General features: G+C 63.3%; 10 protein-coding genes. 4 read left to right on the forward strand and 6 right to left on the reverse strand.

Annotated elements, in window-relative coordinates; translation table 11 throughout:
• Positions 1–181: 181 nt before the first annotated feature.
• From AC0L3O_RS10365 to AC0L3O_RS10375, 3 genes are all read left to right on the forward strand, one after another.
• Entirely contained in the window at positions 182–955 is a 774-nt protein-coding gene (locus tag AC0L3O_RS10365) for an amino acid ABC transporter substrate-binding protein (RefSeq protein WP_023803897.1), read from the forward strand.
• A 161-nt stretch (positions 956–1,116) separates the two neighbouring features.
• Complete coding sequence (locus AC0L3O_RS10370; RefSeq protein WP_027152932.1) at positions 1,117–1,797, forward strand: amino acid ABC transporter permease; 681 nt, start codon at positions 1,117–1,119, stop codon at positions 1,795–1,797.
• The gene (locus AC0L3O_RS10375; RefSeq protein WP_473512246.1) at positions 1,794–2,567 is read left to right on the forward strand and encodes an amino acid ABC transporter ATP-binding protein; all 774 of its coding nucleotides are present in this window, start codon (positions 1,794–1,796) and stop codon (positions 2,565–2,567) included. The genes AC0L3O_RS10370 and AC0L3O_RS10375 overlap by 4 nt, the downstream gene beginning before the upstream one ends.
• 199 nt (positions 2,568–2,766) lie before the next feature.
• On the opposite strand, the gene AC0L3O_RS10380 is transcribed toward AC0L3O_RS10375, so the two are convergent.
• From AC0L3O_RS10380 to AC0L3O_RS10400, 5 genes are all read right to left on the reverse strand, one after another.
• Positions 2,767–3,348: a CarD family transcriptional regulator gene (locus AC0L3O_RS10380; RefSeq protein WP_027152934.1), complete on the reverse strand. Its 582-nt coding sequence runs from the start codon at positions 3,346–3,348 to the stop codon at positions 2,767–2,769.
• A gap of 467 nt (positions 3,349–3,815) precedes the next feature.
• Complete coding sequence (fdxA, locus tag AC0L3O_RS10385) at positions 3,816–4,154, reverse strand: ferredoxin FdxA (RefSeq protein WP_023803892.1); 339 nt, start codon at positions 4,152–4,154, stop codon at positions 3,816–3,818.
• Positions 4,155–4,405: 251 nt separating this feature from the next.
• Complete coding sequence (locus AC0L3O_RS10390) at positions 4,406–4,792, reverse strand: RNA-binding S4 domain-containing protein (RefSeq protein ID WP_473615491.1); 387 nt, start codon at positions 4,790–4,792, stop codon at positions 4,406–4,408.
• 14 nt (positions 4,793–4,806) lie between these two features.
• Positions 4,807–8,187 (reverse strand): helicase-related protein, encoded by a 3,381-nt coding sequence (locus AC0L3O_RS10395; protein WP_473615492.1) that lies wholly within the window; start codon positions 8,185–8,187, stop codon positions 4,807–4,809.
• Positions 8,188–8,878: 691 nt separating this feature from the next.
• Positions 8,879–9,463, reverse strand: coding sequence for a TetR/AcrR family transcriptional regulator (locus AC0L3O_RS10400; RefSeq protein WP_128176220.1), 585 nt, complete (start codon positions 9,461–9,463; stop codon positions 8,879–8,881).
• 81 nt (positions 9,464–9,544) lie between these two features.
• Between AC0L3O_RS10400 and AC0L3O_RS10405 the strand changes: the two genes are divergently transcribed.
• On the forward strand, positions 9,545–10,795 hold the full coding sequence (locus AC0L3O_RS10405; protein ID WP_473615494.1) for an FAD-dependent oxidoreductase: 1,251 nt from the start codon (positions 9,545–9,547) through the stop codon (positions 10,793–10,795).
• A 104-nt stretch (positions 10,796–10,899) separates the two neighbouring features.
• On the opposite strand, the gene phbB is transcribed toward AC0L3O_RS10405, so the two are convergent.
• A complete protein-coding gene (gene phbB / locus AC0L3O_RS10410) occupies positions 10,900–11,625 on the reverse strand; it encodes an acetoacetyl-CoA reductase (RefSeq protein ID WP_287230008.1) in 726 nt (241 codons plus the stop codon).
• Between the last annotated feature and the right edge of the window lie 108 nt (positions 11,626–11,733).

Genomic DNA, 11,733 nt, shown 5'->3' on the forward strand with positions numbered 1-11,733 from the left:
CGGCGGTCGCTCCTCGGCCGGTTGGCGTGAGTCGATGTAGTTTTGAGAATTGGATTTCGAAAGTGTCTCATTTTTGAAATCTGGTTCCTTATTTCGCCAGGCTGCATCTGTCAGTTTCCGGCGCTCACAAATGCGCCGGACGCCGGCCCCGGACGCCGGCCAATGACGGGATCACAGAAAAATGAAATGGCTCAAATCGCTTATCGTCGCCGCAACACTGCAGGTACTGGCAGGCACATCAGGCCATGCCGGCGCCAATCTCGATCAGATCAAGCAGGCCGGTGTCTTCAAGGTCGGCACGGAAGGTACCTATGCCCCCTTCACCTATCATGATGCCTCGGGCGCGCTGGTCGGCTTCGACGTCGAGATTGCCAAGGCGATCGCCGAGCGACTCGGCGTCAAGGCCGAATTCCTCGAAGGCAAATGGGATGGGCTGATCGCCGGCCTCGACGCCGAGCGCTATGACGCTGTTATCAACCAGGTCGGCATCACCGAGGAGCGCAAGGCCAAGTATGATTTCTCCGATCCCTATATTGCTTCCAAGGCGGTGCTGATCGTGCGCGGCGACAATACCGACATCAAGAGCTTTGCCGACCTGAAGGGCAAGAAGGCGGCGCAGTCGCTGACCTCGAATTTCGGCAAGCTCGCCGAAGCGAACGGCGCCGAACTCGTCGGTACCGATGGTTTCGACCAATCGATCCAGCTGCTTCTTACCGGCCGCGCCGATGCCACCATCAACGACAGCCTGTCCTTCCTCGATTTCAAGAAGCACAAGCCCGACGCCAACGTGAAGATCGCCGCGCAGGAAGAAAATGCCGACTATTCCGGCGTGCTCGTGCGCAAGGGCGATCCGGAACTGGTCGCCGCCATCAATCGGGCGCTGGCCGATATCAAGGCCGACGGCACCTACCAGAAGATCGCCGACACTTACTTCGGCCAGGACGTTTCGAAGTAGGCGCATTTCACGGAGCGGGCCGGTTGCCGGCCCGCATGGCAAAGGATCGCGGCGAGCCGTCTTTGACGGCCGCCGCTTTTGGCGTGATATGACGACACTATGGTCGCGCCTCGATGCTGCCGGGCCGATTTTTGGGCGGCAATCTCGCAAGGAGAGTTTTCGTGCCGCACTGGCTGCAATTGATGCTGGATTCGTTGCCCACGCTGCTATGGGCCGCGCTGATCTTCACCGTGCCGCTAACGCTGCTGTCGTTCGCATTCGGTCTCTTCGTAGGACTGGTCGCAGCGCTCGTCCGGCTGTTCGGCCCGAAGCCGCTGGTCGCCGTGGTCCGCTTCTATGTCTGGATCTTCCGTGGCACGCCGCTTCTGGTGCAGCTCTTCCTGATCTTCTACGGCCTGCCCTCGGTCGGCATCCTGCTCGACGCCTTTTCAGCCGCGTTGATCGGCTTCACACTCAATATCGGCGCCTATACGTCGGAGATCATCCGCGCCGTCATAGGCTCGGTGCCGAAGGGGCAGTGGGAGGCGGCCTATTCGATCGGCATGACCTGGGGCCAGGCGATGCGACGCACTATCCTTCCACAAGCGGGCCGCGTCGCGGTGCCGCCGCTGTCCAACACCTTCATCTCGCTGGTCAAGGATACATCGCTGGCCGCCGCCATCACGGTGCCGGAGATGTTCCAGGCGGCGCAGCGCATCGTCGCCACCACCTACGAGCCGCTAATCCTCTATGTCGAGGCGGCGGCTCTCTACCTGGCGCTGAGCTCGGTGCTGTCGGCGTTGCAGACGCGCCTGGAAAAGCGGCTCAACCGCTATGGCGGCTTCCTCGAGGCGCGCCCATGATCGGCCTCACCGACATCGAGAAGCGCTTTGGTGACAATCTCGTGCTGAAGGGCGTGACCGTCACCATCGAGGAAGGCAGCGTCACCGCCCTTGTCGGCCCCTCGGGCGGTGGGAAAAGCACGCTTCTGCGCTGCATCAACCTGCTCGAGATCCCGACCTCGGGCACGGTGCGCATCGGCGACGACGCGCTCGAATTCCATCCCGGCGGCAAGGTTCCCGGCAGGGCCATCCAGCGCCTGCGGCTTCAGACCGGCATGGTGTTCCAGAATTTCCAGCTGTTTCCGCACCGCACGGCGATCGAAAACGTCATGGAGGGGCTGGTGACGGTGTTGAAATGGCCGGCCGGGCGAGCGCGCGAGCGGGCGCTCGCCCTGCTCGAAAAGGTTGGTATGGCGCACAAGGCCGACGCCTGGCCGGCGACGTTGTCAGGCGGCCAGCAGCAACGCGTGGCGATCGCCCGGGCGCTGGCGCCATCGCCGAAAGTGCTGCTGTGCGACGAGCCGACTTCGGCGCTCGATCCGGAACTGGCGCAGGAGGTGGTCGACGTGCTCGGCCAGCTCGCCAGCGAGGGCACCACCATGGTGATGGCGACGCATGATTTGCGCCTCGCCTCCAAAATCGCGCAGGAGGTGGTGTTCCTCGACGCCGGCAGCGTCGTCGAGAAAGGCCCCGCCGCGGTTCTGTTCAGCAATCCGGAGCGCCAGCGAACCAAGCGGTTTATCGCGACGCTGAAGCAGGAGGCAGAGAAGGAAACCGGTGGCGAAATTTAAGGCATGTCGCCCAAAAAGTGCGTAGCGGTTTTGGGGTGACGATCACTAATGCAGGGCGCGCGGTGGTTTTGCGATCACGACATGCATAACAACAACAACAACCTAAAGCGCGTCGCATGAATCCAGTCAAACGCGACGAGCTTAGGAATAAAAAAACCCGGCGCGAGGCCGGGTTTTTCCAAATTAAGGCGAGAAGCGCTCAGGCTGCTTCTTCCTGCTCGGCTTCTTCGTTGTCGGCCTTGGCGCCGCGCTTCGGTCCCTTGTTGAGGTTCACCTCGATGAGGCGCACCGCTTCGGTTTCCGACATGCGGTTGACGGCCGCGATCTCGCGCGCCATGCGGTCGAGTGCCGCCTCATAAAGCTGGCGTTCGGAATAGGACTGCTCCGGCTGATTGTCGGCGCGGTAGAGGTCGCGCACAACTTCCGAGATCGAGATCAGGTCGCCGGAATTGATCTTCGCATCATATTCCTGGGCGCGGCGCGACCACATGGTGCGCTTGACGCGGGCGCGGCCCTGCACGACCTTCAGCGCGCGATCGACGTAATCCTCTTCCGACAGCTTGCGCATGCCGATGGAGGTCGCCTTGGCGACCGGAACCTTCAGACGCATCTTGTCCTTCTGGAAGTCGATGACGAACAGTTCCAGCTTGTGGCCCGCAACTTCCTGCTCGTCGATCGAGACGATCTGGCCGACGCCATGCGCCGGATAGACGATGTACTCGCCCGTCTTAAAACCGTGACGCGCTGCGCTGGACTTCTTCTGCGGGGTGATTGTTGCCATTACGCCATGAACTCCTTGGTGTGGAACCGGCATTCTGCCGGTCGAACTCGCGCGATCGGGTACCGATCGTTAGCCGCACAACTACGAACCCACCGGAAAAGCCGAGGGCGGCAAATCGCATAGTCGCGACTGCCTGCCCCAGATCACTCTGGTCCGGATTGAAAAATTCACCTTTCAGTGATTTGGGGCGTTTGCGCCATAAATCGACGTTGTGTCACCGGCATGTTTGGTTCGTGTAGCACAAAAAGTCGGAAGAATCAAGGTTTTGCTGCACGCGCGAAGGTCAAGCGCGATCTCCGCCTGTCAAGGCAGTTAACGTGCGGTGCCTGTCAGCACGCGTGACGCCGATCAAACCGGCGTCGCCATTACGGTGCCACGCGCTCGTTTTGGACGCGCAAGGACGCTGTGACACTTTGATCTGGCGCATAGTCCTTCCGAAAATCGATTTCGATTTTCGCGGTCGAGCGCTAGTCACCCTGGCCGGGCTCGGGAGAAAAATATTTTTCGAACTTGCCGGCCTCGCCATCGAAGGACTTGGCGTCGGCCGGAGGCTCCTTCTTGGCGGTGATATTGGGCCATTTATCGGCGTATTCGGTGTTGATCTGCAGCCATTTGTCGAGCCCTGGCTCGGTGTCCGGCTTGATCGCGTCGGCCGGGCATTCCGGTTCACAGACGCCACAGTCGATGCACTCGTCGGGATGAATGACGAGCATGTTCTCGCCCTCATAAAAACAGTCGACCGGACAGACCTCGATGCAGTCCATGTATTTGCATTTTATGCAATTATCGGTCACGACATAGGTCATCGGTCGGCTCCGGGACGTCCCGTTTTATCAGGGCGACGTGGCGTCCAATCGGACGCATAAGGTACGCTCTAACACTTTGAATCCACGCATCGTGCTCTTGGAAAATCGATATCGATTTGTGGGCCGATGCGGTAGGCTTTCTTGGTGAGGTAACGTCTTTGCCTGCCGCTTGCAAGGGCAGCCATTGCGCGTGATGCCGGTGTTTCCGGAATGGATTTCCTGCCGGTGATGCGACGAAAGCCGGTTATGCGTCAGTCGTCGCCGAACAACCGGTCGGTTTCCCGGCGTTCCTTCTTGGTCGGGCGGCCGCTGCCGGCATCACGCAGTGCGGGGATCGCATCGCGAACGGCCTCGCCCTTTGGTGCCGGCGGCGGCGAGATATCCTCGTAGAGCAAGCGCGCTTCCTCGGCGGGACCGCGCCGGCTGCCGGTGCCGAGCACCTTCCAGACGAAGATGCGCCGCTCGAGAGTGATGGTCAGGACGTCGCCGAGGCGGACCAGATCGGAGGCCTGCGCTGCTTTGTCGCGATTGATGCGAACGCGTCCGGCCACCACCAGCTTCGCCGCCAGCGAGCGCGATTTCACCGCACGCGAAAAGAACAGCCATTTGTCGATGCGCTGGCGGGCACCAGTGACCATCGGAGCGAACGAACTTACTTCTTCAGCTGGTCGCGCAACGCGGCGAGCTTGGCGAAGGGGGAATCCGGGTCGAAGCGCACCGGACGCTCCTCGCGAGGCTTCGGCTGGAACGCGGGCTTTCCACCAGGCGCGCCGCCCTTGCCGTCCGGCCTGCCGCCTTTCCAGTCGGGCCGGCTTTCGCGACGATCGGGGCGCTCGCCCTGCGGCTTGCCGTCGCGCCGTTCGCCTGGCTCGCCCTGGGGCTTGGGCTTGAACTTGCTGCGGTCGAAGCGCGGCTTGCCGGCGCCGTCGCGGCGTCCTTCACGGGCGGGCCGGTCGCCTGGAGCGCCGGCCTGCTGCCCGGCCTCTGCCGGCGCGTTGCTGCGGCCATCGCGCGCTGCTTGTCCGCTGCGCGGGCGATTGTCCCTGTCACGGGGCCGGTTGTCGTGGTGGCGGTGGCGTGGGCGCTGGTCGAAGCGGCCCTGCCGCCACAACAGGATGGGTTTTGGTTCCTCTGCCTCTTTCTCGGCCTCTGGAGCAGCCTCGCCGGTGGCGGCTTCCGCCGCCGCGGCAGGTTCGGCCGAGACTGCTGCCGTTGCGGGCGAGGCTTCGGAAGCCGGCTCCGCCGGTGCGACCTCAAGCACGGCGGTTTCGGGTGCTGCCTCTCGAGCTGCGGCTTCAGCTGCAGGCAGTCCCTCTACCGTGACCTCAGGCGGACTTTGCAGCTGAGCTTCTGCGACAGGTTCCGCTTCGGCAGCGGGTTCCGCGAGAGCCTCCGCCGTGGCTTCTGCCACTGCATCCGGCTCTGGACTGTCGGCCGGCGCCTCGGCGGCTGCGTCGGCAATCGCGGTTTCCGCTGCCTTGGCCTGCTCGGCTTGTGCCTCCGCCGCCTGCTTGGCCGCGGCGGCTTCGCGCGCGGCATTGTCCTGTGCCTCGAGCCGTGCCTTCACCTCGACAGCCGGCTTCGGCTCGGCCCGGTAGCCGAGGCCTTTCAGAATCTCTTCCATGTCGTCGGCCGTGGCGCCGAGAATCGACATCATCGGCGGCGTCACCATGAAGGACTGACCGTCATAGGCGCCGTCGGGGCGCTGGCCGAGGCCCGGCTTCCAGTTGGTTGCGGGCCGGATCAGGTCGGCCAGCCGTTCGAGGATGTCGACGCGCACCGCACGACGGCCGAGATTGCGGTAGCCGGCCAGCTTGTAGAAGGTCTTGTCGAAGGTGGGATCGATGACCACCGAGGTGCGGCCGGAGGCCAGCGCGTGAACCACGTCGCCAAAGCCGGGCTTGTCCTTGCCGTCGTTCTGCAGCGCCCACAACAGCGTCACCAGTCCGGCCGGGGCCGGCTTGATCAGCGCGGGCACGAAGACGTGGTAGGCGCCGAAGCGCACGCCGAGCCGGCGCAGGGCGGCGCGGCCTTCCTGGTCGAGCGACTTCATCTCCTCGGCGATGTCGCGGCGGTTGATGAGGCCGAAATTCTCGACGAGCTGGAAGGCGATGCCGCGGCCGATGCCGGTGATCTGCTCGGCGTTCTTGAGGTCGACCAGCGGCTTCAGAAGCGACTCGATCTGGAAATTGACGAAGCGCTCGGCGCGCGCCGCGACCTTGTCGCGGGCGGGACCGGTGAGCTGCTCGTCGGCCAGCAGCACCAGGCGTGGCTTCAACGGCTCGTCGCCTGCGACCAGCGTGCCGATCGGCGCGCCGATCCAGCGCAGCGTGCCGTCGGAGCCGAGCGCGATGTCGCCATTGGCCGAGGCGCCGAAGCGTTCGGCCCGCGCCTCGAATTCGGCTGCAAGCGCCTTCTGGGCCGCTGTGCGCACCGCCTTGGCGTCCTCGCCGCCGGCGCTCTGGTCGGCGGTGAAGCGGAACCCCTGCAACTCGCCGACATGGTGGCCTTCGACGAGGACGGTTCCGGTTGGGCTGATTTCGGCTTCAGGCATGGTATTTTCTCTAAGGCGCCGCATGAGGACGGAAGTCCTGCGGTCTACGAAGCGTTTCGTCAACCGCTCATGCAGCGCATCCGACAATCTGTCTTCGATTTCGCGCGTCTTTTCCTGCCAGTGTGCCTGATCGGCCAGCCAGCCGGGCCGGTTGGAAACGAAAGTCCAGGTGCGGATCTGGGCGATCCGGTGCGACAGCGTGTCGATGTCGCCCTCGGTGGTGTCGGCGCGGCGCACCTGCTCGGCCATGTAATTCTCGTCGACATGGCCATGCCTGGCAAGGTCCATGTAGATCGAGGCGATCAGGTCGGCATGCTGAGCCGGGGCGATCTTCCTGTAATCGGGAAGGGCGCAGGCCTCCCACAACAGCGCCACGCGCCTGGCGTCGGTGGCAAGCGCCCGGATGTCCTCGTCGCGGGACAGATGTTCGAGCGCCTGCGCATCGACCGCCGGCAGCGCGCGCGTCAGGCCTTCAACCGGCGCGTTGGTTTCGATCGAGCGCTTCAGCGCGTCGAGGTTGGCGAAATCGAAACGCGCGGTGCGCCATTGCAGCACCTTCACCGGGTCGAAATCATGCGCTTCGATCTTCTTGACCAGTTCCTCGTCCAGTGGATCGACCTGGCCGGTGACGCCAAAAGTTCCGTCGCGCAAGTGGCGGCCGGCGCGGCCGGCGATCTGGCCGAGCTCGGCCGCCGTCAGGTTGCGATACTGGTAGCCGTCGAACTTGCGGTTCTGGGCGAAGGCGACGTGATCGAGATCGAGGTTGAGGCCCATGCCGATCGCATCGGTGGCAATCAGATAATCGACGTCACCCGACTGGAACAGCTCCACCTGCGCGTTGCGGGTGCGCGGCGATAGCGCGCCGAGCACGACTGCCGCACCGCCCTGCTGGCGGCGGATCAGTTCGGCGATGGCATAGACCTCGTCGGCGGAGAAGGCGACGATCGCCGTACGTCGCGGCAGGCGGGTCAGCTTCTTCGAACCGGCATAGGCGAGATGCGACAGCCGCGGCCGCGTCACCACCGACACCCCCTTCAGCAGACGCTGGAGGATGCCGTGCATGGTCGCTGCGCCGAGCAGCAGCGTCTCCTGGCGGCCGCGCAGATGCAGGATGCGGTCGGTGAAGATGTGGCCGCGCTCGAGGTCGCCGGCCAGCTGGACCTCGTCGACGGCAACGAAGGCGGCGTCGGTCTCGCGCGGCATGGCTTCCACGGTGCAGACCGAATATCTGGCGCCGTCGGGCTGGATCTTCTCCTCACCGGTGATGAGGGCCACCTTGTGAGCGCCGACTTTTTCGCAGACGCGCGAGTAGACCTCGCGGGCGAGCAGCCTGAGCGGCAGGCCGATAATGCCGCTTTCATGCGCCACCATGCGCTCGATGGCGAGATGGGTCTTGCCGGTGTTGGTTGGCCCGAGCACAGCGGTCACGTCGCGGCCTGACAGGATCAGTGGCTCAGTGTGTTTCGGCTGGATGTTCATCGACCTGGAAATTAAGGCTCTCTGCCTCGCGTTGTCGGGAGCGCGCCCCGTGGTGGCGCGGGTGACAGCCGACACATAGGGATTTTGGGCGTGAAGCGAAAGCAGAATATTCCGATGGCAGCTCGAAGCCTTCCGTCGCCGTCGACAATCCGTTCCGCCGTTCCGATTTAACAGTTGGAACGAGTCTGGAACGAATCGGCTACGAATCGCTGACTCGCGCATATTCATGGTTTGTTCACGGCTACATCTGGATTTCTCGCCTGCGAGTCTCACCACATGCTGAATCGCCGAACTGGCCCGTTTCATGCAGGGCTGACGTCGCCGTTAACTTTTGCCGCTGAACGATCGACGCAGGTCGGCCGGCGTCATCCAACATTTTGAAATAATTAGTCTTTCCTAACGCGCCTTAACCATTTGGGGATGTTTTTCAGTCTTTGTCGTTTAACACTGCGCTCAAAGCCGGAACGAAACGGCGACGAATCGGCGCCGGAGCATGTTTCCCGGTATGTTCACCCCCATATGTAGTATCGTGAACAGGTATTCCACCTGTTATCCACAGGCGGGCAACAGGGTTTTGCACAGGCCGCACGGCCGCCGTTAACCCTTTGCGTGCCGCTTCGGCACAAATCGGCGTCACGCCCGTCGGTCGGCGCAGTCGCTGCACGAGGACCAGACTGCCAGCCCGGCTTGTTCAAGGCGCATCCTCTCCCACGGCATAGCGCTGCAAAGTAGGGCCGACGTTCTGGATAATTTCGTCGTGCGACAGGGCGACGACGGGCGGAAGCCGCAACAGGTACCGGCACATCGCCAGACCCAGCAACTGGCTCGAAACGAGCCCGGCCCGTCGACCCGCATCGGCGGGGTCAGCGACCGCCGCAATCACCGGCCTCACCTGGTTGCCAAATACGTCGCGCAATTTTTCCGCGGCGAATTCGTTCGACGTCGCCGAACGCAGCAGAATTGCCATGCCAGGGCCGCTGGTCGGGCCCTCCCAGACTTCAAGAAAACGCCTGATCAGCGTTTCGCCGATGGCATTTCGGTCGATCACCCGCAGTGCCGGCAATTGCAGGTCGACGACCGCCGCCCTGGCGAACAGCTCGTCCTTGCTGCGGAAATAGCGGATCACCATGGCCGGATCGATCGAGGCATGCGCCGCGACGTCACGGATCGAGGCGCCCTCATAGCCGTGCTCGGCGAACAGGAGCTTCGCGGCCTCCAGGATTTTGGCGCGCGTGCGGTCCGACTTGCCGGGTTTTTTCGGCTGATTCTCGGTCATGAAATGCTTATGACAACAGCCGTTGACAAATGCAATGGCTTCGCCTAGAAAGTCAACGATCGTTGATAAATGGAGAGAGAGATGTTGCCCGAAACCACGGAAGTCCTGATCGTTGGCGCCGGCCCGACCGGCATGGCGCTGTCCATCGTGCTACACCAGGCCGGTGTCGATCACGTCCTGATCGACAGGCTGGAGGAGGGCCTTCAGACCTCGCGGGCTGGCGTCATCCACGCGCAGACGCTGGAAACGCTGGAGCCTCTCGGCGTTACGCAGCGGCTGAGCGAACTTGCCCTGAAGCTGCAGAATTTCACCATCCGCGACCGCAACCGGGCGCTGCTCAATCTCGATTTCAGCAAGCTTCCTTCGAGGCATCCCTATCTGATGATGCTGCCTCAGAACCTGACCGAGCAGGTGTTCGCCGAACGGAGCGCTGCCCTGGGCGGCGTGATTCATCGCTCGATCGAGGCCAAGGCAGTCGTTCAGGACGCTGACGGCGCACACGTGACGGTGATCGAGAACGGCCGCCAGAAACTGATATCGGCACGCTACGTCGTTGGTGCCGACGGCATGCACAGCCTGGTGCGCAGCTCGACCGGCATCGAGTTCGACGGCGCCGCCTATGACGCGTCGTTCGTGCTCGCCGATGTTCGTCTCGACTGGCCGGTTGGCCCGACGGAAGTGTCGCTGTTCTTTGCACCGGCCGGGCTGGTGGTGGTGGCACCGCTCCCGGACGGTTCGTACCGGGTCGTCGCGACAATGGATGACGCACCGGAAAACCCCGCGGTCACCGACATCCAGGCGCTGCTCGACAGCCGTGGTCCGACCAAGAAAAGAACCCGGGTGCTCGAACTGGTGTGGAGCTCGCGTTTTCGCGTGCATCACCGCCTGGTCCGCTCGTATCGCAAGGACCGGTTGTTCCTCATCGGCGATGCCGCGCACGTGCACAGCCCGGCGGGAGGGCAAGGCATGAACACCGGCATCATCGACGCGGTCGTGCTTGGCCAGTTGCTTGGCGACGTGGTGAACGGCGTGCGCCCGGAAACCGCGCTCGACCTCTACGAAACGCTGCGCCGCCCGGCGGCCCAGGAGGTGCTTGAACTGGCGGGCATGATGACCGAGATGGCGCTTTCCCGCAATTCGGTGAAGCGGTTCGTCCGCAATCTCGTGCTTTCGGCGCTGAATCTCACTCCATTTCTGAAGCGTCGCATCGCCTTGAAACTGTCGGGCCTCAGCCGGGCGTCGCTTGCCCGCCTGCCGGCACCTTCGCGCCAGCCGGGTCCAGCCGCCCAGACCAAGCCGGCAGCCGAACCAGGGCTGAAGCGTGTCGCCTGACGGCCGGAGTAATCCGGATCCCGGCCTCGAACTCGGCCGTGTGGGCGGTTAGACCCGTGCAACAGTCGCCGGCAACAGGCCGACGCCTCAGGTGACATAACGCCTCACGTGATATACTGGCCGCCATTGGCTGATATGGTCGAGCCGGTGATGAAACCGGCATCGTCTGACGCGAGGAAGACGACGCAGCGTGCGATCTCTTCCGGCTCGCCGAGTCGGCCGACCGGGATCTGCGGGATGACGCGCTCATTGAGCACCTTCTCGTCCATCGCCCTGACCATCTCGGTGGCGATGTAGCCGGGGCAGATGACATTGACGGTGATGCCGACCCGCGCCCCTTCCTGGGCGAGCGCCTTGGTAAAGCCGATATCGCCGGCCTTCGACGCCGAATAATTGACCTGGCCGGTTTGGCCTTTCTGGCCATTGATCGAGGAGATGGTGATGACGCGGCCGAACTTGCGGTCGCGCATGCCGACCCACAGTGGGTGCGTCATGTTGAAGACGCCGGAAAGATTGGTGTCGACGACCTCTTTCCACTGCTCGCGCGTCATCTTGTGGAACATGGCGTCGCGGGTGATGCCGGCATTGTTGACCAGAACGGAAACCGGGCCGAGATCGGTCTCGATCTGCTTGATGCCGGCGGCGCAGGCATCGTAGTCGGCGACCGACCATTTGTAGACGGGGATGCCGGTCTCTGCCTTGAATTTCTGCGCCGCTTCGTCATTGCCGGCGTAGTTCGCGGCGACCTGATAGCCGGCGGTTTTCAGGCCGATCGAGATCGCGGCGCCAATGCCGCGCGACCCACCGGTGACGAGTGCTACCTTTGTCATAATATCCTCCCTTTTTCTCGATCGGCGGGCGGCGAACGGAAACGCTCTAACGGCGGAGCCTGTTCGCCACCGACTGTTTCACGGCTTGCTCGCTCCGTCCTCACGGCG

The organism is Mesorhizobium sp. WSM4810, assembly GCF_055811235.1.

Bases quoted from the DNA above. Each gene is read 5' to 3' on its own strand.
- phbB (WP_287230008.1), bottom strand. From the start codon at position 11,625: ATGACAAAGGTAGCACTCGTCACCGGTGGGTCGCGCGGCATTGGCGCC.
- AC0L3O_RS10380 (WP_027152934.1), bottom strand. From the start codon at position 3,348: ATGGCAACAATCACCCCGCAGAAGAAGTCCAGCGCAGCGCGTCACGGT.
- AC0L3O_RS10400 (WP_128176220.1), bottom strand. From the start codon at position 9,463: ATGACCGAGAATCAGCCGAAAAAACCCGGCAAGTCGGACCGCACGCGC.
- AC0L3O_RS10365 (WP_023803897.1), top strand. From the start codon at position 182: ATGAAATGGCTCAAATCGCTTATCGTCGCCGCAACACTGCAGGTACTG.
- AC0L3O_RS10390 (WP_473615491.1), bottom strand. From the start codon at position 4,792: ATGGTCACTGGTGCCCGCCAGCGCATCGACAAATGGCTGTTCTTTTCG.
- AC0L3O_RS10395 (WP_473615492.1), bottom strand. From the start codon at position 8,187: ATGAACATCCAGCCGAAACACACTGAGCCACTGATCCTGTCAGGCCGC.
- fdxA (WP_023803892.1), bottom strand. From the start codon at position 4,154: ATGACCTATGTCGTGACCGATAATTGCATAAAATGCAAATACATGGAC.
- AC0L3O_RS10405 (WP_473615494.1), top strand. From the start codon at position 9,545: ATGTTGCCCGAAACCACGGAAGTCCTGATCGTTGGCGCCGGCCCGACC.
- AC0L3O_RS10375 (WP_473512246.1), top strand. From the start codon at position 1,794: ATGATCGGCCTCACCGACATCGAGAAGCGCTTTGGTGACAATCTCGTG.